Annotated in this window: 25 protein-coding genes; 4 read left to right on the top strand and 21 right to left on the bottom strand. The window is 70.9% G+C overall.

What is annotated here, in order from left to right; genetic code table 11:
* Nucleotides 1-4: 4 nt before the first annotated feature.
* Together KZX17_RS08800 and KZX17_RS08795 are read right to left on the bottom strand one after the other, a co-directional pair.
* A complete protein-coding gene (locus tag KZX17_RS08800; protein WP_248172192.1) occupies nt 5-2737 on the bottom strand; it encodes an FtsK/SpoIIIE domain-containing protein in 2733 nt (910 codons plus the stop codon).
* 66 nt (nt 2738-2803) lie between these two features.
* Nucleotides 2804-3622: a protein phosphatase 2C domain-containing protein gene (locus KZX17_RS08795; protein ID WP_248172190.1), complete on the bottom strand. Its 819-nt coding sequence runs from the start codon at nt 3620-3622 to the stop codon at nt 2804-2806.
* 174 nt (nt 3623-3796) lie between these two features.
* Between KZX17_RS08795 and KZX17_RS08790 the strand changes: the two genes are divergently transcribed.
* Nucleotides 3797-4324, top strand: a complete 528-nt coding sequence (locus KZX17_RS08790) for a DUF4870 domain-containing protein (protein WP_248172188.1) — start codon at nt 3797-3799, stop codon at nt 4322-4324.
* Here KZX17_RS08790 and KZX17_RS08785 read toward each other — a convergent pair.
* The 13 genes from KZX17_RS08785 to prmC form a co-directional block, all read right to left on the bottom strand.
* The gene (locus tag KZX17_RS08785) at nt 4317-5075 is read right to left on the bottom strand and encodes a peroxide stress protein YaaA (protein WP_248172186.1); all 759 of its coding nucleotides are present in this window, start codon (nt 5073-5075) and stop codon (nt 4317-4319) included. The genes KZX17_RS08790 and KZX17_RS08785 overlap by 8 nt on opposite strands.
* Nucleotides 5076-5139: 64 nt before the next feature.
* The gene (locus KZX17_RS08780; protein WP_248172184.1) at nt 5140-5400 is read right to left on the bottom strand and encodes a F0F1 ATP synthase subunit epsilon; all 261 of its coding nucleotides are present in this window, start codon (nt 5398-5400) and stop codon (nt 5140-5142) included.
* A 1-nt stretch (nt 5401) separates the two neighbouring features.
* A complete protein-coding gene (atpD, locus tag KZX17_RS08775; RefSeq protein ID WP_248172182.1) occupies nt 5402-6850 on the bottom strand; it encodes a F0F1 ATP synthase subunit beta in 1449 nt (482 codons plus the stop codon).
* Nucleotides 6851-6872: 22 nt separating this feature from the next.
* Nucleotides 6873-7769: a F0F1 ATP synthase subunit gamma gene (locus tag KZX17_RS08770; RefSeq protein WP_248172180.1), complete on the bottom strand. Its 897-nt coding sequence runs from the start codon at nt 7767-7769 to the stop codon at nt 6873-6875.
* Nucleotides 7770-7793: 24 nt separating this feature from the next.
* Nucleotides 7794-9434, bottom strand: a complete 1641-nt coding sequence (gene atpA, locus KZX17_RS08765) for a F0F1 ATP synthase subunit alpha (RefSeq protein WP_248172178.1) — start codon at nt 9432-9434, stop codon at nt 7794-7796.
* A gap of 72 nt (nt 9435-9506) precedes the next feature.
* Entirely contained in the window at nt 9507-10295 is a 789-nt protein-coding gene (locus KZX17_RS08760) for a F0F1 ATP synthase subunit delta (protein WP_248172176.1), read from the bottom strand.
* Nucleotides 10295-10846, bottom strand: a complete 552-nt coding sequence (locus KZX17_RS08755) for a F0F1 ATP synthase subunit B (RefSeq protein ID WP_248172174.1) — start codon at nt 10844-10846, stop codon at nt 10295-10297. The genes KZX17_RS08760 and KZX17_RS08755 overlap by 1 nt, the downstream gene beginning before the upstream one ends.
* A 28-nt stretch (nt 10847-10874) precedes the next feature.
* Entirely contained in the window at nt 10875-11108 is a 234-nt protein-coding gene (gene atpE / locus KZX17_RS08750; RefSeq protein ID WP_308194566.1) for an ATP synthase F0 subunit C, read from the bottom strand.
* Nucleotides 11109-11154: 46 nt separating this feature from the next.
* A complete protein-coding gene (gene atpB, locus KZX17_RS08745) occupies nt 11155-11943 on the bottom strand; it encodes a F0F1 ATP synthase subunit A (RefSeq protein ID WP_248174765.1) in 789 nt (262 codons plus the stop codon).
* Nucleotides 11944-12072: 129 nt separating this feature from the next.
* The gene (locus KZX17_RS08740; RefSeq protein WP_248172172.1) at nt 12073-12573 is read right to left on the bottom strand and encodes a hypothetical protein; all 501 of its coding nucleotides are present in this window, start codon (nt 12571-12573) and stop codon (nt 12073-12075) included.
* Entirely contained in the window at nt 12570-13730 is a 1161-nt protein-coding gene (locus tag KZX17_RS08735; RefSeq protein ID WP_248172170.1) for an MraY family glycosyltransferase, read from the bottom strand. The genes KZX17_RS08740 and KZX17_RS08735 overlap by 4 nt, the downstream gene beginning before the upstream one ends.
* Nucleotides 13727-14419, bottom strand: coding sequence for an L-threonylcarbamoyladenylate synthase (locus KZX17_RS08730; protein ID WP_248172168.1), 693 nt, complete (start codon nt 14417-14419; stop codon nt 13727-13729). Before KZX17_RS08730 ends, KZX17_RS08735 begins: the two co-directional genes overlap by 4 nt.
* A gap of 68 nt (nt 14420-14487) precedes the next feature.
* The gene (prmC, locus tag KZX17_RS08725) at nt 14488-15378 is read right to left on the bottom strand and encodes a peptide chain release factor N(5)-glutamine methyltransferase (protein WP_248172166.1); all 891 of its coding nucleotides are present in this window, start codon (nt 15376-15378) and stop codon (nt 14488-14490) included.
* 163 nt (nt 15379-15541) lie between these two features.
* On the opposite strand from prmC, the gene cysK (KZX17_RS08720) reads away from it, so the two are divergent.
* From cysK (KZX17_RS08720) to epsC, 3 genes are read left to right on the top strand one after another with little or no spacing between them, the layout of a single operon-like run.
* On the top strand, nt 15542-16477 hold the full coding sequence (gene cysK / locus KZX17_RS08720) for a cysteine synthase A (protein WP_248172164.1): 936 nt from the start codon (nt 15542-15544) through the stop codon (nt 16475-16477).
* A gap of 22 nt (nt 16478-16499) precedes the next feature.
* Entirely contained in the window at nt 16500-17447 is a 948-nt protein-coding gene (gene cysK, locus KZX17_RS08715; protein WP_248172163.1) for a cysteine synthase A, read from the top strand.
* A gap of 11 nt (nt 17448-17458) precedes the next feature.
* On the top strand, nt 17459-18022 hold the full coding sequence (epsC, locus tag KZX17_RS08710; protein WP_248174763.1) for a serine O-acetyltransferase EpsC: 564 nt from the start codon (nt 17459-17461) through the stop codon (nt 18020-18022).
* Nucleotides 18023-18025: 3 nt separating this feature from the next.
* Here the strand turns inward: epsC and prfA are convergent, their stop codons facing one another.
* The 6 genes from prfA to lysA form a co-directional block, all read right to left on the bottom strand.
* On the bottom strand, nt 18026-19099 hold the full coding sequence (gene prfA / locus KZX17_RS08705) for a peptide chain release factor 1 (RefSeq protein WP_248172162.1): 1074 nt from the start codon (nt 19097-19099) through the stop codon (nt 18026-18028).
* 7 nt (nt 19100-19106) lie between these two features.
* Nucleotides 19107-21164: a transcription termination factor Rho gene (gene rho, locus KZX17_RS08700; RefSeq protein ID WP_248172161.1), complete on the bottom strand. Its 2058-nt coding sequence runs from the start codon at nt 21162-21164 to the stop codon at nt 19107-19109.
* Nucleotides 21165-21328: 164 nt separating this feature from the next.
* Nucleotides 21329-22261, bottom strand: a complete 933-nt coding sequence (thrB, locus tag KZX17_RS08695; protein ID WP_248172160.1) for a homoserine kinase — start codon at nt 22259-22261, stop codon at nt 21329-21331.
* The gene (gene thrC / locus KZX17_RS08690; RefSeq protein ID WP_248172159.1) at nt 22258-23340 is read right to left on the bottom strand and encodes a threonine synthase; all 1083 of its coding nucleotides are present in this window, start codon (nt 23338-23340) and stop codon (nt 22258-22260) included. Before thrC ends, thrB begins: the two co-directional genes overlap by 4 nt.
* Before the next feature lies 1 nt (nt 23341).
* A complete protein-coding gene (locus KZX17_RS08685; protein ID WP_248172157.1) occupies nt 23342-24679 on the bottom strand; it encodes a homoserine dehydrogenase in 1338 nt (445 codons plus the stop codon).
* Nucleotides 24676-26124, bottom strand: a complete 1449-nt coding sequence (gene lysA, locus KZX17_RS08680; protein WP_248172155.1) for a diaminopimelate decarboxylase — start codon at nt 26122-26124, stop codon at nt 24676-24678. The genes KZX17_RS08685 and lysA overlap by 4 nt, the downstream gene beginning before the upstream one ends.
* Between the last annotated feature and the right edge of the window lie 35 nt (nt 26125-26159).

Here is a 26159-nt window from a genome sequence, read left to right as displayed (position 1 = left end):
AGCCTCACCGCTCCGCCTCGAGCAGCACCCGACGCACGGGACGATCAGGGGCGTGCACCCAGGCCCGTCCCGCACCGGCGAGCGCGAACGGCGGGAGTTCGCGGGCACCGACGACGGCACGGTACTCGACCGCGCATGCGGTGTCGACGATGAGGTCCGCCTCCGCACGAGCCTCGGCGAGCAGCCGCCATTGACCGAGCCACGCGTCCGGCGCGCCGATGAGCACTCCCCCACGGGCCAGCGCCGCACCGGCCCCGACCGCCTGGACGTGGACGCCGAGCCGCTCCCACGCGGTCTGCAGCCGGCGCTGGCGCGGACCGTCGGGAATGACGACGGCGGCGGGTCGTCGACCCGGCTGCCACACTGGCGGAGGAGGCAGGGCTGTCGTCTCCTCGGCGTCGGTCCAGGGGGTCTGGACGAGGAGCCGGCCGTACCGCCCCCGCCCGGGTGGCACGTCGGGAAGATGATCGGCAGCCTCGCCGCCCGCGGCGACGTGGTCGGCGCGGGCGGCGGTGCCGAGGATGAGGCGACGCGATGCGAGGTCGGCCAGGCGGGCGGCGCCCCCCGTCATCCGCTGCGATGCGAACACCACCCGGATGCCGCGGGTCCGAGCGCCGCGGATCGCGCGCTCGAGCGCAGCTGCTGCGGCCGCGCCGTGGTCGCCGGGCAGGGCGGCGAGCAACGCGTCCACGTCGTCGACGAGGACGGTCGTCCCTGCGGGGACGTCGTCGAGACCTGCGAGGGCGTCCCACGCGTGTTCCGGCTGCGGCGGCACGAGGATTGCCGTCGTCTGTGCGGCGATCGCCCGGAGGACGCTCGTGCGGCCGCTGCCGGGACCGCCCACCACCGCGAGGGCTCCCTCCCCCTCCGGCCATCGGAGCGGCGCCTGGCGCTGGTGCTCGGGCTCGTCCGCGATGCCGAGGACGAGCTGCCCCTCCTCGCGGACGGCATCCAGCGGGATGTGCGGCGGAAGTGCGGGCAGCCAGGGCGCGCGCGCGGCGTCACCGGCATGGCGGACAGCCGCGTCGCGGACGATCGCCGAGTCGCAGCGGGCCACGCGCACGACCCACGGGGCCGTGTCGGCGCTGCGCCGGACGAGGGCTGTCCCCCGGGCTTCGGGGCGTCCCGAAAGGCGCGCCGCGTCGTCGACCCCGAGTACAGCTCGGGAGTCGGATCCGTCGGCCACGCGCAGCGCGATGCGCAAGGGTGCGTTCGCGAGTACGGCGTCGCGGAACACCCCGGTGGCGCGCTGCGCAGCCAGGATGAGGTGGATGCCGAGGGCGCGTCCTCGGGCGGCGAGATCGGCGAACACATCGTGGAGGGCGGGGTGCGCGGCGACCAGCGCCGCATACTCGTCCACGACGATCACGAGCCTGCCGAGTGCGCCGGCAGCCTCCGCCACGTCGCGGGCTCCGAGGTCGGCGAGTCGGCGTTCGCGGTGGCGGACCTCTGCGCGCAGGCTCTTGATGGCCCTGAGCGCCGCAGGCTCGTCGAGATCGGTGAGCACCCCGGTCACGTGCGGCAGCGGCTCGAGATGATCGAAGGTGCGGCCGCCTTTGAAGTCGACGAGCAGGAAGGCGACCTGCGCCGGCGCGTGACGCGACGACAGGGCGACGATCCACGACGTGAGCAGTTCGCTCTTGCCGGCTCCTGTCATCCCGACGACGACGGCATGCGGCCCGTCAGCCACGAGGTCCACGGCGAACGGTTCGCCGGAGGCACTCGAGAAGACGGCGTCCAGACCGCTTCCCGTTCCCGCGACGGACGCCTCGACGAGGTCTCGCAGACTCCGCGCTGCCGTCGTCGAACCGCCCAACGCCCGGTCCGCACGCTCGGTGAGCATGTGGGAGATCTGCGTCGCCTGTGCGGTCGAGAGAGCATCGATCGACAGCGTCCGTCGCCGACCGCCGACGTCGAGCACGCCGACTGCGGGCCCGGTGAGCCGCAGGACGGCACCGCAGCGCGGCGGAGGCGGCGCACCGTCGGGGACCGCGACGATCGGGATGTCGGCGTCGCCCCCGACCAGACCTCCGCGTTCGAGCAGACGGAGCAGCGCCCCCGACGGGGCCGCGCGGTGCGGGGCGGCGTCGGCCCACGCGGGCGCGTCGTCATCGAGGCGGACCTCACCGGGCGGACGCGACAACAGCACCTGGACGGCGAGCGCCCGGGAGACCGCAGCCGCGAGGGGAAGGGGTCCCACGACCGCGACGCCGACACCGATCGGGACGAGGATGGGGACGTCCTCGATGCGGGCGGACCGCCGCCGCAGATCGGTCGCGTCATCGTCCCCGTCACCGCCGTTGACGCGCAGCACGCTGTCGTCGTCACCGCTGCCGACGACCAGCATCCCGTCGCGCTCGGGCACGGGCCGCCAGATCGCCTCGGGTCGGCTGAGGTAGCGCGCGACGTCGGGGTGCAGACTCCACCGCTCATCCCGCTCCGCCTGATGACGTCGCGAGATCTCGACGCGCGCGGCATCCAGTCGACGCGACATCGATGCGCCGTCCTTCCGGCGGGCTCGGCGCGAGCTGCGCGCCGCGTCGGCGACGGAGGCCAGCGCGATCAGCGGTCCGAGGACGGCGAACAGCAGCGCATAGGCCGATCCGGTCACCGCCCAGAGGACCACGGCTCCCACCACCGGGACGATCGCCGTCAGCAGCGGCAACGGGGCGCGGGCGGCAGGCGGCGCCGAGCGCGGCAGCTCGACGGCTTCATGTGCGGGTGCAGAGGTGGACACGCACCCACCGTGCGCCCGCGGACCGCGGCCGCGGATTCGTCCCGTCGCGTCTGTGGACGGTGACCGTCAGCCGGCAGTCGGGGAGGAGATCTCGACGGTCGCCGTGTCCTCGTCGGCGGAGGGACGCGAGGCGCTCACGACGATGATCGACACGTTGTCGCGCCCGCCGTTCTCGAGCGCCGCCTCCAGCATCGCGGCGACGGCCTCGGCCGGGTCGGCGTGCTGGAGGAGGAAATGGAGGATGCCGTAATCGGTGAGCTCCTTCGTGAGCCCGTCGCTGCACACCACGAAGCGGTCGCCGTCGACGACTTCGAGACGCACGTAGTCGGGCACGACCCCGTCGCTCGGTCCGACCGCGCGTGTGATCACGTTGCCGTATGGGTGGTTCTCCGCCTCTTCGGGGCTGAGCCGGCCCGCGGCGATGAGCTCCTGCACGACGGAGTGGTCGGTGGTGACCTGGGCGAGCGCGCCGTCGCGGAAGAGATACACCCGCGAATCGCCGATGTTGAGCGTGACCCACGTCGGCTCGTCGCCGGTGAGATCGAGCCAGACGCCGGTCACGGTCGTGCCCGTGCCGTCGTCGGTGGTGTCGGCGTGGGAGGCGATGTCCCCGACTGCGCGCTCCAGCGCGGCCTCGATCGCCGCCGCGCTCACCTCGCCGGCCTGCACGACGTCGGCCAGCCGCTCGACGGTGCGGGAACTCGCGATCTCGCCGCCGATGTGACCGCCCATGCCGTCCGCGACGACGAACAGCGGGAACGCCGAGAGCACGGCATCCTGATTGTTCTCGCGCCGACGGCCGCGGTCCGTGATCTCGGCCCAGCGCACCTCGATCGGCCCTGCGCCGGAGGGGACGACGCGGGAGGAGGTGACGATGTCGGGCACGCGGCCACCCTTCCTGATCGGTGCAGCGTCCTCACACTCTAGTGGAATCGCGGCTTCAGCCCGGCGCGGCGAGCCGTTGCCACGACGCGTCCCGCACCACTACCGTGACGCTCAGCACCGCGATGCACCGCCGCGCCGTCCGCTCGGCGCGCTCGAACAGAAGGGGCACGAGCAATGACCGACCCGAACACGCCGCCGCCCGCCGACGGGACCCCGACTCCCCCGCCGGGAGCCCCGGCGTCCCCGCCCGCCGGATACACGTCGCCGCCTCCCGGCGGGTACACGACCCCGCCCCCGGGCGCAGCACCGCAGCAGCCGTACGGCCAGCCCGGCTACGCAGCGGCGCCCGGCGCTCCGCTCACGCAGGAACAGGACAAGCAGTGGGCGATGTGGGCCCACCTCGGCGGCATCCTGTTCGTCCTGCCGCCGCTGATCATCTGGCTCGTCTTCAAGGACCGCGGGCCCCGGGTGAACGGCGAGGGCAAGGAGTCCGTGAACTGGCAGATCACATTCCTGATCATCTACGTCGCAGCGATCATCCTCACGAGCATCCTGTCGATCATCCCCTTCGCCGGACTGGTCACCTGGATCCTGCCGTTCGGCGTGTGGGTCGCGAACGTGATCTTCTGCGTGCAGGGCGGGATGAAGGCGAACGCCGGCGGCAGCTACCGCTACCCGTTCAACTTCCGCTTCATCAAGTAGCGGGCACGACCAGCTGCAGCTCGCCGGCTGCGGTGGGGCGCAGGTCGACACCGTCGGCCGCGGCCCACCGCAGCAGCGCGGCGAGACCGCTCACCCGAGGCCTGCTGAGCGCCAGACGACGCACCAGGTCGCCCTTCGCATGCTTGTTGAAGTGGTTGAGTGCGCGGACCGCACCGCCGTCCGACTCGGTCACCACGCGGACGTAGGCGTGCGGCACCGCGGATGGCACCGGCCCGAGTCCGACGTACGCCTCGGAGCGGAGGTCGAGGACGAAGGAGGGTGAGGATGCCGCGATCGCGGAGCCGGCGGCATCCGCCCACATCCGGCGCGGCGTCGGCAGCCCCGGCAGGCGTGTGCCCGCTGCGAGACGGTAGGCCGGGATCGGATCCAACGCGCGGACGGGGCCGAACGGCGCGGAATGGATCGCGACGTGCGCGCCGAGCCAGCGGCGTGCCGCCGCGGGGAGTGTCGACGCGTCCAGCGCATCGAAGAGCACCCCCGTGTAGCGATCGACGGCGGGCATCGTCGGCGCGGTGCGCAGTGCCGCGTTCGCGGCGACCTCACCCAGCTGCCGGGATGAGAGCTTCAGGACGCGGGCGGCCTCGTCCGGGTCGCGGCTGAGCGCGACGAGGGCGTCGAGCGTGGCCTCGCGCGCGGCGCCGAGCTCGGGGAAACCGAGCGCCTCGGCGGCCCAGGCCGGTCCCTCACCACCCGCGCGTTTGGTCTCGGACGGCGGCAGCAGGATCAGCACGATGGGCCTCCGGGAACAGCACAGCGCCGCCCGACGGTGCGGGCGGCGCTGTGGAAGGGGTGTCTCAGGACTGCAGTGCGGCGTTGCCTGCGACGATGGTGAGCTCGTCGCCCTCCATCGAGAGGAAGCCGTCCTGGGCCGTGGCGACGATCTTGGACCCGTCGGTCTGCGTGATGCGGACCTGACCCTCCGCGAGGATCGCGAGGACGGGCTCGTGACCGGACATGAAGCCGATCTCGCCCTCGACCGTCTTGGCGACGACGAGGTTCGCCTCGCCGTGCCAGACCTCCGCCTCAGCGGAGACGAGGGTGACGGTCAGCGCCATGTCAGCCGTTCTCCTTCTGGATCTGCGCCCACTTCTCTTCGACGTCGGAGATGCCGCCGACGTTGAAGAACGCCTGCTCGGCGACGTGGTCGAAGTCGCCCTTGACGATGGCGTCGAACGACTCGATGGTCTCCTTGATCGGGACAGTGGAGCCCTCGACGCCGGTGAACTTCTTCGCCATGTAGGTGTTCTGCGAGAGGAACTGCTGGATGCGGCGTGCGCGCGACACGACGATCTTGTCCTCTTCGGAGAGCTCGTCGACACCGAGGATCGCGATGATCTCCTGCAGTTCCTTGTTCTTCTGCAGGATCTGCTTCACCGAGGTGGCCACGCGGTAGTGGTCCTCACCGATGTAGCGCGGGTCCAGGATGCGGCTCGTCGAGGTCAGCGGGTCGATCGCAGGGTACAGACCCTTCGATGCGATCTCACGCGAGAGCTCGGTGGTCGCGTCGAGGTGGGCGAACGTCGTCGCCGGAGCCGGGTCGGTGTAGTCGTCGGCGGGGACGTAGATCGCCTGCAGCGAGGTGATCGAGTGACCGCGGGTCGACGTGATGCGCTCCTGGAGGACACCCATCTCGTCGGCGAGGTTCGGCTGGTACCCCACCGCGGAGGGCATGCGACCCAGCAGCGTGGAGACCTCGGAACCGGCCTGCGTGAACCGGAAGATGTTGTCGATGAACAGGAGGACGTCCTGCTTCTGCACGTCGCGGAAGTACTCCGCCATCGTCAGGGCCGACAGTGCGACGCGCAGGCGCGTCCCCGGCGGCTCGTCCATCTGGCCGAAGACGAGGGCCGTCTTGTCGAAGACGCCCGCCTCCTCCATCTCGCCGATGAGGTCGTTGCCCTCACGGGTGCGCTCACCGACACCGGCGAACACCGAGACACCACCGTGGTCCTGCGCGACGCGCTGGATCATCTCCTGGATGAGGACGGTCTTGCCGACGCCGGCACCGCCGAACAGGCCGATCTTGCCACCCTGGACGTACGGGGTGAGCAGGTCGATGCTCTTGATGCCGGTCTCGAACATCTCGGTCTTGGACTCGAGCTGGTCGAAATTCGGCGCCTGGCGGTGGATGCCCCAACGCTCGGTGACCTCGATGGTCTCACCCTCGGCGGCGTTGAGCACGTCCCCGGTCACGTTGAAGACCTTGCCCTTGGTGACGTCGCCGACGGGGACCGTGATGGGGCCGCCGGTGTCGCGCACCTCCTGGCCGCGGACCATGCCGTCGGTGGGCTTCAGCGAGATGGCGCGGACGAGGTCGTCGCCGAGGTGCTGGGCGACCTCGAGGGTGATCTCGCTCGACTCGTCGCCGATCGTGATGGTGGTCTTGAGGGCGTTGTAGACCTCGGGGATCGAGTCGTGCGGGAACTCGATGTCGACGACCGGGCCGGTGACGCGCGCGACGCGACCGACGACGGGGGTCTCCGTCTTCTCAGCGATGAGGCTCATGGCTTCTCTTCTTTCGTGTGGTCTATTTGCCCGACGCCAGAGCGTCGGCGCCGCCGACGATCTCGGCGATCTGCTGCGTGATCTCCGCCTGACGCGCGTTGTTGCGCAGACGGGTGTAGTCGGTGATGAGCTTGTCGGCGTTGTCGCTAGCGGACTTCATCGCCTTCTGCGTCGCCGCCTGCTTCGCGGCGGACGACTGCAGCAGCGCGTTGAACACGCGGCTCTGCACGTACACCGGGAGCAGCGCGTCGAGCACCGTCTCGGGGCCGGGTTCGAACTCGTACAGCGGGTAGATCTGGCTGGATGCCTCGTCCTCCGCCTCGACGACCTCGAGCGGCAGCAGACGAACCGTCTCGGGCGTCTGCGTCATCATGCTCACGAAGCGGTTGTAGACGAGGTGGATCTCGTCCACGCCGCCCTCGTCGCCACCGAGCTCGTACGCCTCGATGAGGGCCCCCGAGATCTCCTCCGCGGTCGAGAACTGAGGGGTGTCGGTGTCACCGATCCACTCCCCTGCGGTCGCGATGCGACGGAACTGGAAGAAGCCCACCGGCTTGCGGCCGACGAGGTAGTACACCGGCTCGCGACCCTCGCTGCGCAGTAGCTCGCCGAGCTGCAGCGCCTCGCGGATGACCTGCGAGTTGAACGCGCCGGCGAGGCCTCGGTCGGAACCGAAGACGACGACGGCGGAACGGCGGATCTGTTCGCGCTCGGTGGTCAGCGGGTGCTGCACGTTGGAGTGCGTCGCCACGGCGGAGACGGCCCTCGTCACGGCCCGCGCGAAGGGGTTCGACGCGCGCACGCGCGCCATCGCCTTCTGGATGCGCGAAGCCGCGATGAGTTCCATCGCCTTCGTGATCTTCTTGGTCGTCTGAGCAGAAGAGATCTTCTGCTTGTAGACCCTGAGTTGTGCGCCCATTGGTTTCTGAGTCTCCCGTCGGCGTCAGCCGCGGCGGCCCTTGACGATCTTCTCCTGGTTCACGTCGTCGACCTCCGCTGCAGCGACCTCTTCGTGACCGGGCTTGTTGATGGCCTGGCCCTTGCCGCCCTGGAACTCGAGGACGAACGCGTCGGTCGCCTTGTCGAGCTCCGCGACGGTCGCGTCGTCGAGGACGTTGCTGTCGCGCAGGGTGTCGAGGATCGACGTGTTCCGCTTCAGGTGGTCGAGCAGCTCGCGCTCGAAGCGGAGGACGTCCTCCACCTCGATGGTGTCGAGCTTGCCGTTGGTGCCGGCCCAGATCGAGACGACCTGCTCCTCGACGGGGTACGGCGAGTACTGCGGCTGCTTGAGCAGCTCGGTCAGACGAGCACCGCGGGCGAGCTGACGGCGCGAGGCCGCGTCGAGGTCGGACGCGAACATCGCGAAGGCCTCGAGCGAGCGGTACTGGGCGAGCTCGAGCTTGAGCGTTCCCGAGACCTTCTTGATGGACTTCACCTGGGCGTCGCCGCCGACTCGCGAGACCGAGATGCCCACGTCGACCGCCGGACGCTGGTTGGCGTTGAAGAGGTCGGACTGCAGGAAGATCTGGCCGTCGGTGATCGAGATGACGTTGGTCGGGATGTACGCCGAGACGTCGTTGGCCTTGGTCTCGATGATGGGCAGACCCGTCATCGAGCCGGCGCCGAGCTCGTCGGACAGCTTCGCGCAACGCTCGAGCAGACGCGAGTGCAGGTAGAAGACGTCGCCGGGGTATGCCTCGCGGCCCGGCGGGCGGCGCAGCAGGAGCGACACGGCACGGTAGGCCTCGGCCTGCTTCGAGAGGTCGTCGAAGATGATCAGGACGTGCTTGCCCTCGTACATCCACTGCTGGCCGATGGCCGAGCCGGTGTAGGGGGCGAGGTACTTGAAGCCGGCGGGGTCGGATGCCGGGGCCGCGACTATGGTCGTGTACTCCATGGCACCGGCGTCCTCGAGCGCGCCCTTCACCGAGGCGATGGTCGAGCCCTTCTGGCCGATCGCGACATAGATGCAGCGGACCTGCTTGTTGACGTCGCCCGACTCCCAGTTGGCCTTCTGGTTGATGATCGTGTCGATCGCGATCGCCGTCTTGCCGGTCTGGCGGTCGCCGATGATCAGCTGACGCTGGCCGCGGCCGACGGGGATCATGGCGTCGATCGCCTTGATGCCGGTCTGCATCGGCTCGTGGACCGACTTGCGCTGCATGACGCCCGGAGCCTGCAGCTCGAGGGCGCGGCGACCGGTCGTGGCGATCTCACCGAGACCGTCGATCGGGTTGCCGAGCGGGTCGACCACGCGGCCGAGGTAGCCCTCGCCGACACCGACCGAGAGGACCTCGCCGGTGCGGGTGACCTTCTGACCGGCTTCGATGCCGGCGAAGTCGCCGAGGACGACGACACCGATCTCGTGCTCGTCGAGGTTCTGGGCGAGGCCCTCGACGCCGTTCGCGAAGCGGACGAGCTCGTTCGCCATCACGCCGGGCAGGCCCTCGACGTGGGCGATGCCGTCCGCGGCGTCGACGACGGTGCCGACCTCGGTCGCCGCGGCCCCGGTGGGCTCGTAGGCGGCGACGAAGTCTTTCAGCGCGTCACGGATGACGTCGGGGCTGATGGACAGTTCTGCCATGGTCTTCCTTCTTGTGAGATCTTGTGGCGGGCATCGGGCCTGCCGGGTCCGCTCCGAGGTGGAGCGGGAAAGTCAGCCCGCCAGACGCTGGCGGAGGTCGCCCAGTCGGGACGAGACGGTGGCGTCGATCACGTCGTCGCCGATCTCGATGCGGACGCCGCCGACGACCGAGGGGTCGATGACGACGTTCAGCGAGACCTCGTGGCCGTACCGCGCCGCGAGCGTGCGCTGCAGGCGGTCGGTCTGCTCGGCCGTCAGCGTCGCCGCGGCGAACACCGTCGCGACCGAGCGGCCGCGCTGGTCCGCCACGACGCGCAGCGCGCGGCTGAGCATGGAGCGCACGCGACGCTCGCGCGGGAGCTGGACGAGCGACGAGACGACGATGACCGTCGGCTCCGCCGCGCGTCCGCCCAACAGCGTCTCGATGAGCGCGCCCTTCGCCGATGCGTCGCCGAGTCGGCTGCCGAGCGCGAGCTCGAGCTCGGGGTTCGCGGCGATCGTGCGGGCGACCGAGAAGAGCTCGGCCTCCAGGTCGACCTGCGGCGCCGAGATGGCCGCGGCACGGATGCCGGCCTCCTCGATGCCCGAGATCAGGTCGTCCGCGGACGACCAGCGCTGCGCGACGGCTGCGTCGAGGACCGAGACGGTCGCGGCCGAGTACCCGCCGAAGACGCTCGAGACGACCTTGCGTCGGGCCTCGGCGGGCACCGACGCGTCGGAGAGCGCGCCGCTCAGCTGCGACGAGCCGGCCAGGGCGCGCACCGCGGCGAAGAGCTCGCGGGCGACACCGAGGTCGACGCCCGGCGCGGCCGTGAGGGCCGACGTCGTCGCCGCAAGGGCCTGAGTGGTCGCGCTGCCCATTACTTGGCCGCCTTCTCGGATGCCTCGAGGTCGGCGAGGAAGCGGTCGACCACGGCCTTCGCCTTGGCGTCGTCCGAGAGGGTCTCACCGATGACACCGCCGGCGAGGTCGAGGGCGAGCGTGCCCACCTCGCTGCGCAGCGACACGAGTGCGGTCTGGCGCTCGGCCTCGATCTGCGTGTGCGCCGCGGAGGTGAGGCGTGCCGCCTCGGCCGACGCCGAGTCCTTCGCCTCGGCGACGATCTTCTTGCCGTCCTCGCGGGCGGCGTCACGGATCTCGCCGGCCTCCTTGCGGGCCTCGGCCAGCTGCGCGGTGTACTCCTCGAGCGCGGCCTCGGCCTTGCGCTGCGCCTCGTCGGCCTTCGCGATGTTGCCCTCGATGGCGGCAGCACGCTGGTCGAGGAGGTCCTTCATCTTCGGGAGGGCGACCCGCCAGAAGACAAAGAGGATGACGACGAAGCAGACTGCCGACCAGATGATGTCGTACCAGGCCGGGAGGAGCGGGTTGTGCGCCTCGCCCTCTTCGGCGGCAATGACAAGAGCGTTCAGCATCCTGTCTCCTTAGGAATCTGTGTCGAGATCAGACGAAGATGAAGTAGGTCGCGATGCCGATGAAGGCGAGCGCCTCGGTGAAGGCGATACCGATGAACATCAGGACCTGCAGGCGACCGGCCAGCTCGGGCTGACGGGCCACGCCTTCGATCGTCTTGCCGACGACGATGCCCACACCGATGGCGGGGCCGATGGCGGCGAGGCCGTAGCCCATCGTCGCGACGTTGCCGTCGAGGGCTGCGAGAACCGTAGTTGCGTCCACGGAGGTGTTTCCTTTCGGTTGGATGGCTCGGCGTGCGCCGGACCGCTTAGTGCTCTTCTGCCACCGCGAGCTGGATGTAGACCGCGGTGAGGATGGCGAAGACGTAGGCCTGGAGGAAGGCGACGAAGATCTCGAACAGCGTGAAGGCGAACCCGAAGGCGAGCGTGCCTGCCGCGAGCGCCGAGAACCAGCCGCCCAGGGTGATGAGGAAGAACTGGGTCGCCGCGAAGAACAGGACCAGCATGAGGTGCCCGACGATCATGTTCATCAGCAGACGCAGCGTCAGCGTGACGGGTCGGATGATGAAGGTCGAGAGGAACTCGAGCGGGATGATCAGGATGTACAGGAACCAGGGCAGCCCGGGAGGCATGAGCGAGTTCCGGAAGAAGTTGCCTGGGCTCGCCTTCAGGCCCGCGTAGATGAACGTCGCGTAGGCGACGAGCGCGAGCAGCAGCGGCACGGCGACGATCGAGGATCCGGCGATGTTCAGGAACGGGATGACACCCGTGATGTTCATGAACAGGACCATGAAGAAGATCGTGGTGAGGATCGGCAGGAACCGCTGGCCGTCCTTCTTTCCCAGGAGGTCCTCGGCGATGTTGACGCGGACGAAGTCCAGGCCCATCTCGACGATGCTCTGGAACCGGCCGGGGACGACGGTCATGCGACGCGTGCCGAGCCAGAAGATGAGGACGACCGCGATCGTCGAGAGGAACTGGATCAGGTGGATCCGGTTGATGACGAGATCGCCGATCTGGAAGACCGCCTCGGGGAAGAACTCCGAGATGGACGGCCCGTGGAATTCAGGGGCTTCTTCGGCGGCAGTAGCGATCAGGGTCGCAGCTTGAGTAAACAGCGCTGGCTCCAGCTTCGGGGCGTCGATCAAAGGATCGGGCGACGATGGTCGGTGAGCTGACTCCGCAGACGTTCCCGTCGGGATTCAGGCGGGCTCGAGAACAGCCTATCAGCCCTGGGGACCGCTCGAGTCCCCGCCTCGACGCTCCCCCGCCTCGACGTCGGCGGCGGTGGGGAGGGTGGTGTCGCTGACGGCGGAGACCCGCATCCGCATCATCACCAGCACGTCGATCGCCAGCGAGACGAGGATGCTGACCACGAGGGCGATGAGGAACACCATCGGGGCGAGCCACGGCTGGTCACGGAGCAGGAACAGCACGACGAGGAACACGACGAACTTCAGGATCCAGCCGCCCATCACCGACCCGAAGAAGATCGGGACGAACAGCGGATCCCCGTACCAGCGGTTGGCGATGAGGATGGATGCCGCGGTGAACCCCAGGAAGACGGCCGCCATGAGGACGGCGACCAGCGCGCTCCACAGTCCGGACGGACCGGCGACGATCAGCCCCAGGACGCCGCCGACGACCGCCAGGGCCGCGGTGGCGATGCCCGACCAGACGAGCGTCGTCCGGAACAGACGGGTGGACGAGAGAGCGGGGGTGGTCATGAGAGCACCTTCGGGTCGGGCGCGACGACGCGGCGCCGGCGGGCGGGCGGGAGGGTGACGAGGACGCAGGCGATGCCGCCGACGACGAGGAAGGCGACGGCGGGCCAGTAGCGCCCCGGCCAGTCCTTCGTGGTGCCGATGTACATGAGGAGGACCGACAGCGACACGACCGCGGTCCAGGCATAGAAGACGAACACGGCGTTGCGGTCGGTGTGGCCCATGTCGAGCATGCGGTGGTGGAGGTGCTTGCGATCGGGCGAGAACGGGGACTTCCCCTGGGCCATGCGGCGGATGACGGCCAGGCCGAAGTCGAGGAGGGGCAGCAGCACGACGACGACGGGCAGGATGACCGGGATGAAGGCACCGAGCAGCTGCGAGCGGCCGAACAGGTCGTTGTCGGCGAGGAGGTTCGGCGCCAGGTTGCCGGTCACGACGACCGCCGATGAGGCCATCATCAGGCCGAGCACCAGGGCACCGGCATCCCCCATGAACATCCGCGCCGGGTTCCAATTGAATGGCAGGAAGCCCGCGCACATGCCGAGGAGCATGACGGCGATGAAGACCCCGGTGTTGCTCTGCGCGCTGTTGTCGAAGTCGCGCACGAGCATCGCCGAGTACGCGAAGAAGACGGCGTTGGCGATGAGGCAGACGCCGGCGACCAGACCGTCGAGGCCGTCGATGAAGTTGACCGCGTTCATCACGATGACGATCAGCAGGATCGGAAGGCTGATGCTGACCCAGCTCGAGACGACCACCTGCTGCCCGAACGGCAGGAAGAAGATCTGCAGACCGCCGAGGCCCACGACGATCCACGCGGCGACGAACTGCGCGCCGAGCTTGATCATCCAGTCGAGGTCCCAGAGGTCATCGGCCACGCCGACGACGACCATGAGCGCCGCCGCTCCCAGCAGCGACCACACCATCTCCGGCTCCTGCCAGACGATGGCGAACGCCGGCAGCTGCGACGACACGGCGAAGAAGCCGAGCATGCCGATGAACATCGCCACGCCCCCGAGGCGCGGGGTCGGGTTCTTGTGGACGTCCCGCTCGCGCACGGCCGGGTGCAGACCGAATCGCATCGCCACACGCCAGACCACCCACGAGAACACGAAGGTGAGTGCGCCGGTGACGGCGAAGGCGAGCAGGTAGTCCCTCACGCGACGTCGTCTTCGTCGGCAGCGTCGTCGGGTTCGAGGAGGTCGCCCAGCACGTCCCGCAGCTCCACCCGGGAGACGGCACCCTCCCGCAACACGCGCACCGGGCGCCGCTCGGCGCCGACGAGCCCGGTGGCGTCGACGATGGTCGAGGCGACGCCGGTGCGGACGATGCCGCCGTCGAGGTACACCGAGACGCTGTCGCGCAGCATCTCCACGGCGGAGTCGATGTCGAGGGCCGCCGGCTTGCCCGTGAGGTTCGCGCTCGAGACCGCCAGCGGACCCGTCTCCTCGAGGAGTTCGAGGGCGAACGCGTCGTCGGGCATCCGGACGGCGACGGTGCCGCGGGTCTCCCCCAGATCCCAGCTGAGCGAGGGCTGGGACGGCAGCACGATCGTGAGGCCGCCGGGCCAGAACCGCTCCATCAGCCGCTCGACCGCCTCGGGCACCTCGGCGACCAGGGCGCGCATCGTCGTCGGCCCCGAGACGAGGACGGGCGGCGGGGACTGACGCCCGCGTCCCTTCGCCGCCAGCAGACGGGCGACGGCCGAAGCGTTGAACGCGTCGGCCGCGACGCCGTACACGGTGTCGGTGGGCATGACGATCACTTCACCGCGGCCGATGGCCTGACGTGCCTGGCGGAGCGCGGGGAGCAGCTGGCCGGCATCGCGGCAGTCGAGGACGGGAGACATATCCGCAGCATTCTACGAGGACGAGCCCGCCGGCGCCTGGGAGGGGCGCGGCGGAGACGCGCGAACGCTCAGGGACGGATGGCCGTGGTGGCCCGGTCGCGCAGGGTCAGGTCGCGGTGCGTCGAGGCGGCGCGCCAGCCGTCGGCGGCGAGGAGGTCGCGGATCGGCTCCCCCTGCCATTCGCCGTGCTCGATCACGAGGGTGCCGCCCGGGTGGAGGAGCCGCAGCGCGACGCCCGAGAGGACCCGGACGACGTCGAGCCCGTCCGCACCGCCGTAGAGCGCGGCCGGCGGGTCCCAGTGGCGCACCTCGGGGTCGCGCGGGATCGCGTCGTCGGGGACGTACGGCGGGTTCGAGACCACGACCGAGACGGCGCCGTCGAGGTCGGGGAAGGCCCGCGCGAGGTCGATGAACGCCAGCCGGGCCTGCGGCGCGAGACGGGCGAAGTTCTCCTTGGCCCAGATGAACGCATCGACCGAGTTCTCGGCGGCGTGCACGAGCGCGTGCGGGACCTCCGTCGCCATCGCGAGGGCGAGCGCACCGCTGCCGGTCCCGAGGTCGACTGCGATCGGCGAGCCGGACGCCGCCGAGCGCAGCGCGTCGATGGCGAGCTGCGCGACCATCTCGGTCTCGGGCCGCGGGACGAAGACGCCGGGGCCGACGCGCAGCTCAAGGTGTCGGAAGGGGGCGTGCCCGGTGAGGTGCTGGAGGGGCTCCCGAGCGGCGCGACGCTCGACGAGGGCGGCGAAGCGCGTGGCGGCCTGCTCCGGCATCCGATCCCCTCGGAGGGACGCAGCCGCCAGCTCGCCACGGCCGATGTCCAGGACGTGCGCGGCGAGGAGTTCGGCGTCGACGTCGGGCGTCGCCACGCCCGCCGCGGCCAGGCGGGCGGCGGCATCGCGCAGCAGCTGCGCCACAGCGCTGCCGGCGGGCGCGTCGGAGGTCCGGGAAGTCGACATGGGAGCTGCCAGGATACCGCGGCGCCGCGACGGCGGCGGGCGGCGACGATCGGTGACGAGCGACGACGGTCGTGCGGCGTCACAGTCGGGCCCCGGCCTCCCCGCCGCCGTAGGCTGGAAGACGGCATCCACCCGCCCCACGACCGCCCACGGAAGGCATCCCATGACCGGCATCCACTCCGACATCACGAGCGCATTCGGCAACACCCCCCTCGTCCGACTGAACCGCGTGTCCGAGGGCCTGCCCGGCACCGTGCTGGCCAAGCTCGAGTTCTACAACCCGGCCTCCTCGGTGAAGGACCGCCTTGGTGTCGCGATCGTCGACGCTGCCGAGGCCTCCGGAGAGCTCCAGCCCGGCGGGACGATCGTCGAGGGCACGAGCGGCAACACCGGCATCGCCCTCGCGATGGTCGGCGCCGCGCGCGGCTACAAGGTCATCCTGACGATGCCCTCGTCGATGTCGATCGAGCGCCGGATGCTGCTGCGCGCCTACGGCGCCGAGCTCGTCCTGACCGATCCCTCCCTCGGCATGAAGGGCGCCGTCGGCGAGGCCGAGCGCATCGCGTCCGAGACGCCGGGAGCGGTGCTCGCGAAGCAGTTCGCGAACCAGGCGAACGTCGAGATCCACCGCAAGACCACCGCCGAGGAGATCCTGCGCGACACCGACGGCGCGGTCGACTACTTCGTCGCCGGCATCGGCACGGGCGGCACCATCACGGGCGTCGGCCAGGTGCTCAAGGAGCGCGTGCCGTCGGCGAAGGTGGTCGCGGTCGAACCGAAGGACTCCCCGCTGCTGACCGAGGGCAAGCCCGGCCCGCACAAGATCCAGGGCATCGGCCCGAACTTCGTCCCCCCGATCCTCGACCAGGGTGTGATCGACGAGGTGCAGGACGTCGAGTTCGACGACGCCATCGCCACGGCCCGCGAGGTCGCGCAGAATGAGGGCATCCTCGTCGGGATCTCCTCCGGTGCAGCCGTCTGGGCGGCGCTGCAGGTCGCGGCGCGTCCTGAGGCCGAGGGCAAGAACATCGTCGTCATCATCCCGTCCTTCGGGGAGCGCTACCTGTCGACGGCGCTGTTCGAGAACCTGCGCGACTGAGCTCCCGCCAGAAAGGCCCGCCGTGCCCGGCATCCTCCCCGACATCACCCACGCCTTCGGCCGCACGCCGCTGGTGCGCCTGCACACGCTCACGCGCGGTCTGCACGCCGAGGTCCTCGCGAAGCTGGAGTTCTACAACCCCGGCGCGAGCGTGAAGGACAGGCTCGGGTTTGCCCTCGTGGAGGCTGCCGAGGCGGCGGGCAAACTGCCGCCCGGTGGGACGATCGTGGAGTCCACGAGCGGGAACACCGGCATCGCGCTGGCGCTGATCGGGGCCGCGCGCGGCTACCGCGTCATCCTGACGATGCCCGCCTCGATGTCGAAGGAACGTCGGACGCTGCTGAAGGCCTACGGGGCCGAACTCGTGCTCACCGATCCGCACAAGGGCATGACCGAGGCGGTCGACACCGCGAAGCGAATCGTGGCGGAGACCCCCGGGGCGATCCTCGCCCGCCAGTTCGAGCACCAGGCGAACGCCGAGATCCACCGCCGGACGACGGCCGAGGAGATCTGGGCGGACACCGAGGGCCGGGTCGACTGGTTCGTCGCGGGATCCGGCACCGGCGGCACCGTGACGGGCGTCGGCCAGGCCTTGAAGTCGAAGGATGCCGCGGTCCGGGTCGCGCTCGTCGAGCCGAAGGACTCCCCCGTCCTCACCGAAGGACGCGCGGGCGGACACCGCATCCAGGGCATCGGGCCGAACTTCGTGCCGGATGTCCTCGACCGGAGCGTCGTCGACGAGATCTTCGACGCCGAGTTCGACGACGCGATCCGCGTCGCGCGTGCGCTCGCCACGGATGAGGGCATCCTCGCGGGCATGTCGGCGGGAGCCGCGGTCTGGGCGGCGCTGGAGATCGCCCGACGGCCCGAGTCGGCGGGCGCGCGCATCGTCGTCGTGATCCCGGATGCCGGTGAGCGCTACCTCTCGACGGCGCTCTACGCCGACCTCCGCGAGGAGGTCGCCTCGTGAGCGCGGGCGACATGCTGCGGGCGGCGCGCGAGGACATCGCCGCTGCCAAGCTCCGCGACCCGGCCGCCCGCGGCGGCGTCGAGATCGCCCTCCTCTACCCCGGTCTCCACGCCGTGTGGAGTCACCGGATCGCCCACACGTTGTGGACGCGCGGGTGGCGCTTCCCCGCTCGCGCGATCTCCCAGGTGTCCCGCTGGCTCACCGGGATCGAGATCCACCCGGGCGCGACGATCGGTCGCCGATTCTTCATCGACCACGGCATGGGCGTCGTCATCGGCGAGACGGCCGAGGTCGGCGACGACGTGATGCTCTACCACGGGGTCACCCTCGGCGGGCGCACCCGCGACGGGGGCAAGCGGCATCCCACCCTCGAAGACGGCGTCGCCGTCGGCGCCGGGGCGAAGATCCTCGGCCCCGTCGTCATCGGTGCGCACTCGGTGATCGGCGCCAACGCCGTCGTGACGAAGGACGCCCCCGCCGACTCGGTGCTCGTCGGCGTCCCCGCACGGGCGCGTCGACGCGCGGCGGGCGAGGACACGCGGACGATCCTGATGGCGCCCGAGTACCACATCTGAGGCTCAGTCGCCCAGCGCGGCGAGCCGAGCCTCCTCGTCCGCGGCGATCGCGGACTCGATGATCGGGCCGAGCGCCCCGTCCATCACCTGGTCGAGGTTGTAGGCCTTATAGCCGGTGCGGTGGTCGGCGATCCGGTTCTCGGGGAAGTTGTAGGTGCGGATGCGCTCGGAGCGGTCCATGCCGCGGATCTGCGACCTGCGGGCATCGGATGCCGCGGCGTCCCGCTCCTCCTGCTGCTTCGCGAGCAGGCGGGCGCGGAGCACCCGCATCCCCGCCTCACGGTTCTGCAGCTGACTTTTCTCGTTCTGCATCGACACCACGATGCCGGTCGGCACGTGCGTGATGCGGACGGCGGAGTCCGTGGTGTTCACGGATTGCCCGCCAGGCCCCGACGACCGGAAGACATCGATCTTCAGGTCGTTCGCGTCGATCTGGATCTCTTCGGGCTCGTCGACCTCGGGGAAGACGAGGACGCCGGTCGTGGACGTGTGGATGCGGCCCTGCGACTCGGTCGCGGGCACACGCTGCACGCGGTGCACCCCGCCCTCGTACTTCAGGTGCGCCCAGACGCCCTGCGCCGGGTCGGTCGAGCCGCCCTTGATCGCGATCTGGACGTCCTTATAGCCCCCGAGGTCGGACTCGTTGCGTTCGAGCAGCTCGGTCTTCCACCCCCGCGATGCCGCGTACTGCAGGTACATGCGGAGCAGGTCCGCAGCGAACAGCGCCGACTCGGCGCCGCCCTCCCCCGCTTTGATCTCGAGGATCACGTCGCGCGCGTCGTCGGGGTCGCGCGGGATCAGCAGGCGCCGCAGTCGCTCCTGCGACTCGGCGAGGCGTTGCTCGAGTGCCGGCACCTCCTCGCCGAAGGCCGCATCCTCCTTCGCGAGCTCGCGTGCGGCGTCGAGGTCGTCCGAGGCCGCGCGCCACGCGTCGTGGGCCGCCACGATGCGCGACAGTTCGGCGTAGCGCCGGTTGACGCGTTTCGCGCGCGCCGCATCGGCGTGCACCGCGGGGTCGGAGAGTTCCTCCTGGACCGCGCGGTGCTCGTCGATCAGCGTCTGGACGGACTCGAACACCGGTCGATCAGCGGATGCTGTTCTCGTGTCCGTGGCCGTGGCCACCGCCGTTGCCGTGCGCGGGAGCCGGGATCGACTTCTGCATCTGCACGAGGAACTCGACGTTGGACTGGGTCTCCTTGAGCTTGCCCAGCACGACCTCGAGGGCCTGCTGCGGGTCGAGCCCGGCGAGGGCGCGGCGCAGCTTCCACGTGATCTTGACCTCGTCCGCCGACATCAGCATCTCCTCGCGGCGCGTGGAGGACGCGTTGACGTCGACCGCCGGGAAGATGCGCTTGTCCGCCAGCTGGCGCGACAGGCGCAGCTCGCTGTTGCCGGTGCCCTTGAACTCCTCGAAGATGACGTCGTCCATCTTGGAGCCGGTCTCGACGAGCGCAGTCGCGAGGATCGTGAGCGAGCCGCCGTTCTCGATGTTGCGCGCCGCTCCGAAGAACCGCTTGGGCGGGTAGAGCGCGGACGCGTCGACACCACCGGTGAGCACGCGGCCCGAGGTCGGCGCCGAGATGTTGTAGGCGCGGCCGAGGCGGGTGATCGAGTCGAGGAGGACGACGACGTCGCGACCGAGTTCGACGAGGCGCTTGGCACGCTCGATGGCGAGCTCCGCGACCGTGGTGTGGTCCTCGGCAGGACGGTCGAAGGTCGAGGCGATGACCTCGCCCTTGACCGTGCGCTGCATGTCGGTGACCTCTTCGGGCCGCTCGTCGACGAGGACGACCATCAGGTGGACCTCGGGGTTGTTCGTCGCGATGGCGTTCGCGATCTGCTGCAGCACGATCGTCTTGCCCGCCTTCGGCGGCGCGACGATGAGACCGCGCTGCCCCTTGCCGATGGGCGCCACGAGGTCGATGATGCGCTGCGTGAGCTTCTCGGGCGCCGTCTCGAGGCGCAGGCGCTCCTGCGGGTACAGCGGGGTCAGCTTGCCGAACTCGACACGCGTCGCGGCGTCGTCGACCGAGAGGCCGTTGATGGCGTCGACCTTCACGAGTGCGTTGTACTTCTGGCGGCTGGACTGCTCGCCCTCGCGGGGCTGCTTGATCGCACCGACGACGGCGTCGCCCTTGCGCAGGTTGTACTTCTTGACCTGCCCGAGCGAGACGTAGACGTCGTTCTGACCGGGGAGGTATCCGGTGGTGCGGACGAAGGCGTAGTTGTCCAGGACGTCGAGGATGCCGGCGATCGGGATGAGGACGTCGTCTTCGTTGATCTCGGTCTCGAACTCGTCGTTCGTGTTCTGTCCGCGGCGCTTGTTGCGCTGGCGGCCTCGACCCTGACCCTGCCCCTGGTCGTCGTCGGACGTCGACTCGACGGCGGGCTTGTCGGCCGGCGTCTGCGCGTTGCCGTTCTGCGCGTTGCCGTTCTGCGCGTTGCCGCTCTCGCCCTTGTTGCGGTTGCGGTTGCGGCTGCGGGACCGGCTGCGGCTGCGGCCCGACCCCTCGCCGTCGGCGGGCGCCTCCTCGGCGGATGCGGGCGCGTCCTGCGCCTCAGTGGCGGTCGCCTCGTCCGATGCGGGCGCGGAGGCCTCGTCGGCTGCCGACTCGTGCTCGACGGCGGGAGCCTCAGCGGCATCCGCAGCCGGAGCGGCATCCGCAGCCGGGACGGCGTCTGCAGCCGGTGCGGCGTCGGCGGCGGCGGCGTCAGCGGTGGACTCCTCGACGGGAGCGCTCTTCGCGCGGCGGGGCGCGCGCTTGCGGGGCGCCTTCGCCGGCTTCTCGGGCGCGGCCGCTGCGGCGGGGACCTCCGCGTCGGTCGACTCCGCGGCCGGGGTCTCCTCCGCGGCCGGGGTCTCCTCGGCGGAGGTCGACTCCGCGGCCGGGGTCTCCTCGGCGGCCGGGGTCTCCTCGGCTGCGGTCTCCTCGGCTGCGGTCTCCTCGGCGGCGGGCGCGTCCGCGTCGACGGCTTCGTCGGCAGCCGTCTCCTCGGCGGCGACGGCGTCGTCGGCGACCGGCGTCGCGTCGGCGGCCGGAGCCTCGACGGGGGCCTGCGCGTCGGTGGTGGTGTTCTCGTCGGCGACGGCGCCGCCGGTGGCGACGTCGTCGCCGGTCTGGATCTCGGAGATGGACTCCACGAGTGCTCCCTTTCAGATGTGGAACGTCATAACCGCAGATGGTCCCGTCCACGACGGGGACCGATCCTCAGAGGGGTGTTCGCGCGAACACGGGTGATGCGCAGGCCCGTCGAGAGGGGGTGTGCGGTGCTTCGCAGATTGCGATGGAGGGCAGATTCACGTGATCACGTGGCATCCTCCGTATGGTCCCTCACTGTACCACCCTTGACATCGACGGCCAGCAGCAGCGGCTGCCACCGCGTGTCGGTGATGGCGGCCGCGTGGGCGACCGCCTCGAGGCGCCGACCCGGACCGTCGGCGAGGACGAGGACGCTCGGCCCCGCCCCCGAGACGACCGCGGCGAAGCCTGCGGCGCGAAGACCGCGCACGAGCGCGTCCGTCTCGGGCATCGCCTGTGCGCGGTACGACTGGTGGAGCTTGTCCTCCGTCGCAGCCATCAGCAGCTCGGGGCTCTGCGTGAGCGCCGCGATGAGCAGCGCCGACCGCGACACGTTGAAGACCGCGTCCTCGCGTGTCACCTGCAGCGGCGCGAGACCGCGGGCCACCGACGTCGACATCGTGAATTCCGGCACGAAGACGAGCGGGGACACCCCGCGGTGCACCGCGAGCTTCTTGTGCTGCGGTCCGCCCTCGTCCATCCACGCGATCGTGAGCCCGCCGAACAGCGCCGGTGCCACGTTGTCGGGGTGGCCTTCGAGCTCGGTCGCCAGGCGCAGCAGCGTCTCGGGTCCCAGCTCGACGTCGCCGGTGAGCAGTCCCTTCGCGGCCAGGAGCCCGGCGACCACGGCCGCGCCCGATGAGCCCATGCCCCGCCCGTGCGGGATCGTGTTGTGCGCCGTGAGGCGGATGCCGGGCATCGGCCGGCCGGCCGCCTCGAAGGCGTAGGCGATGCAGCGGACGACGAGGTGCGAGGCATCCGTCGGCACGTCGGCGGCGCCCTCGCCGGAGACCTCGATCTCGAGACCCGGCTCGGGCAGGGCGGTCACCACGAGCTCGTCGTGCACGCTCAGCGCGAGTCCGAGCGTGTCGAACCCGGGGCCGAGGTTGGCGCTCGTCGCCGGCACGCGGACCGCGACGCTGCGCCCGGCGATCGTCATCCCGCGACGCGGGTGAGGTCGAGCGCCGACGCGACCTCGCTCGTGGTCGCGTCCACGACGAGTGGCTCGACCTGCGAGCCGTCGGCGTTGCGGAGCGCCCACTGCGGATCCTTCAGCCCGTGGCCGGTGACGGTCAGTACGACCTTGGCGCCGTTCGGGATGACCCCGGCCTCGGCACGGTCGAGCAGACCCGCGACGCTGATCGCCGAGGCGGGCTCGACGAACACGCCGACCGTTCCGGCGAGGAGCTTCTGCGCGGCCAGGATGCGCTCGTCGTCGATCGCGCCGAACCAGCCGTCGGTGGCTGCGCGGGCCTCGAGGGCGAGGTCCCACGACGCGGGGTTGCCGATGCGGATGGCCGAGGCGATCGTCTCGGGGTTCTTCACGACCTCGCCGCGCACGAGCGGCGCGGAGCCCTCGGCCTGGAAGCCGAACATCCGGGGCACGCGCGTCGCGACGCCGCGCTCGGCCTCTTCGCGGTAGCCGCGCGAGTAGGCCGTGTAGTTGCCGGCGTTCCCGACGGGGATGAAGTGGAAGTCGGGGGCGTCGCCGAGCTGGCTGACGACCTCGTAGGCGGCCGTCTTCTGGCCCTCGATGCGGTCGGGGTTGACCGAGTTGACGAGGTGCACCTTGTAGCCCACGGCGAGCTCGCGAGCGATCTCGAGGCAGTCGTCGAAGTTGCCGCGGATCTGGATGAGCGTGCCGTTGTGGGCGACGGCCTGGCTCAGCTTGCCCATCGCGATCTTACCCTCGGGGACCAGGACGGCCGCGGTGATGCCGGCGTGGGCCGCATAGGCGGCAGCGGATGCCGACGTGTTGCCCGTCGAGGCGCAGATGACCGCTTCGGCGCCGTGCTCGACGGCGCGCGAGAGCGCCACCGTCATGCCGCGGTCCTTGAACGAGCCGGTCGGGTTCATGCCCTCGAACTTGATGTAGACATCGGCACCGGTGATGCGCGACAGCGACGCCGCCGGGATGAGCGGTGTGCCGCCCTCGCCGAGGGTCACGACGGTCGAGGCGTCGGTGACGCCCAGTCGGTCGGCGAACTCGCGGAGGACTCCGCGCCAGACATGTGCCATGTCAGTCTCCTTCTACGCGCAGGACCGAGACCACCCGGCGCACGGCGGCGGTGGCCGCCAGACGCTCGACGGTGTCGGCCAGGTCCTGCTCCCGGGCCGTGTGGGTTCCGATGACGAGGTGCGCGACGGCATCCTCGCCCTCCTCGGCGGCGGCGCCGCCAGAGGTGGTCTGCTCGACGGTCGCGATGGACACGTTGCCGTCGCTGAGGATGCCGGCCACCGTGGCGAGGACGCCGGGTCGGTCGTCGACCTCGAGGGTGATCTGGCAGCTCGTCGTGATGCGGCCGATCGGGACGATGGGCAGGCCCGCGCGGGTCGACTCCCCCACTCCGGGGCCGCCCGCGACGTGCCGGCGAGCGGCCGAGACGACGTCGCCGAGGACCGCGGAGGCGGTCTGCACGCCGCCGGCGCCCGCGCCGTAGAACATCAGGTCGCCGGCAGCCTCCGCCTCGACGAAGACGGCGTTGTTGGCGCCGTGGACCGAGGCGAGCGGGTGCTCGCGCGGGACGAGCGCCGGGTAGACCCGGACCGAGATCGCCTCTCCGGAGGGGGCTGCGTCGGGCTGATCGACCAGGCGCTCGCAGACCGCGAGGAGTTTGACGACGTAGCCGGCCTTGCGGGCGGCGTCGATGACGCCCGCGTCGATCCCCGTGATGCCCTCGCGGTGGACGGCGTCGAGCGGGACGGAGGTGTGGAAGGCGAGACTCGCCAGGATCGCGGCCTTCTGCGCCGCGTCGAACGCCTCGACGTCGGCCGTCGGGTCGGCCTCCGCGTACCCGAGGCGCTGCGCCTCGTCGAGGACCTCGTCGAAGCCGAGGCCCTCGCGGTCCATTCGGTCGAGGATGTAGTTCGTCGTGCCGTTGACGATGCCCATGATGCGCCGCACCCGGTCACCGGCGAGCGAGTCGCGCAGCGGACGGATGATCGGGATCGCGCCGGCGACGGCGGCCTCGTACGCGACGGTGGCACCCACCTGGTCGGCGGCCTCGAAGATCTCGGTGCCGTGGGTCGCCAGGAGCGCCTTGTTGGCCGTGACGACGTCGGCACCCGAGGTCAGGGCGTGCAGGATGCGGGTCCGCGCGGGCTCCAGCCCCCCGGTGACCTCGATGACGATGTCGGCGCCCGCGATCAGCGTGTCGGCGTCGGTCGTGAAGAGCTCGCGCGGCAGGTCCGCCTCGCGAGGCGCGTCGACGTCGCGGACGGCGATGCCCACCAGGTCCAGCGGAGCGCCGGCGCGGTCGGCGAGCTCGTCGGCATGGGTCAGGAGCAGGCGTGCCACCTGGGATCCGACGGCGCCCGCTCCGAGGAGCGCGACGCGCAGGCGACGGGGTTCGATCATGCGGACTCCTCCGAGGTGCGGGATGCCGATGCGACGCCGGGGGCTTCCGCGTGGGGAGCGCCGAGGTCGCGGGCCAGCAGGTCGTCCACGGTCTCGCCGCGGACGATGAGTCGCGCCGCGCCGCCGGAGACCGCGGCGACGGGCGGACGGGGCACGTAGTTGTAGTTGCTCGCGAGCGAGAAGCAGTACGCCCCGGTCGCCGCCACGGCGAGCAGGTCGCCGGGTGCGACGTCGGCGGGGAGGTACTCGGCGTCGACGACGATGTCGCCCGACTCGCAGTGGCGACCGACGACGCGGGCGAGCGCGGGTGCGGCGTCGCTGCGCCTGCCGGCGATGCGGGCCGAGTAGTCCGCGCCGTAGAGCGCCGGGCGGGCGTTGTCGCTCATCCCGCCGTCGACGCTGACGTAGAGCCGCACGAGGTCGTCCGACACCCGCACCGGCTTGACCGTGCCCACGCGGTAGAGCGTCACGCCCGCGCGCCCGACGATCGCCCGACCCGGTTCGAAGGCGAGCTCGGGCAGGGGGATGCCGCGAGCGGCGCACTCGCGCGCGACTGCCGCGACGATCCCGTCGGCGAGCTGCGCGATCGGGGTCGGATCGTCCGTCGACGTGTAGGCGATGCCGAACCCGCCCCCGAGGTTCAGGAGCGGCACCTCGCCCCCGGCGAGGAGGGCGGCGTGGAGCTCGACGACGCGCGCCGCGGACTCCGCGAAGCCGGCCGTCCCGAAGATCTGCGAGCCGATGTGGCAGTGCAGGCCCGCGAAGCGGAGCGAGGGGAGCTCACGGATGCGGGCGACCGCGGCCGCGGCATCCGCCATGGCGAAGCCGAACTTCTGGTCCTCGTGAGCCGTCGCGAGGAAGTCGTGGGTCTCGGCGTGGACGCCGCTGTTCACGCGGACGAGGACCGTCTGCACGCGACCCTCCGCGGCCGCCGTCTCGGCGACGCGCTCGATCTCGATGCGCGAGTCGACGACGATCGTGCCGACGCCGACCCGGACCGCCTCGGCGATCTCGGGCAGCAGCTTGTTGTTGCCGTGCAGGCCGAGCCGTGCAGGGTCCGCCCCGGCGGCGAGTGCGACCGCGAGCTCCCCACCGCTCGCGACGTCGACGCCCAGCCCCTCTTCGGTCACCCAGCGGACCACCTCGGTCGAGAGGAACGCCTTGCCCGCGTAGTAGACGCGTGCCGTGCCGCCGTGGCGAGCTGCGGCGTGGCGGAACGCCGCGAGCACCTCGCGGGCGCGCGAGCGCACCCCGTCCTCGTCGAGGACGTAGAGCGGGGTGCCGAAGCGGGCGGCCAGATCATCCGCAGCCACGCCGCCGACGCGCAGGACGCCGTCATCGCCTCGGTCCGATCCTGCGGGCCAGACGATCGGCGTGAGCGCGTTCGGGTCTTCCGGCGCGGACAGCCACTCGGGCACGGCGGGACGGTCGGAGGCGGTGGACACGCAGGGGCACCAATCGGGCGGGGAACGGGTGTATC

Source organism: Microbacterium sp. EYE_78, from assembly GCF_023149035.1.
Classification (GTDB): domain Bacteria; phylum Actinomycetota; class Actinomycetes; order Actinomycetales; family Microbacteriaceae; genus Microbacterium.
Note: the sequence above shows the minus strand (reverse complement) of the source record. Positions and strands in the feature narration are given on the sequence as shown.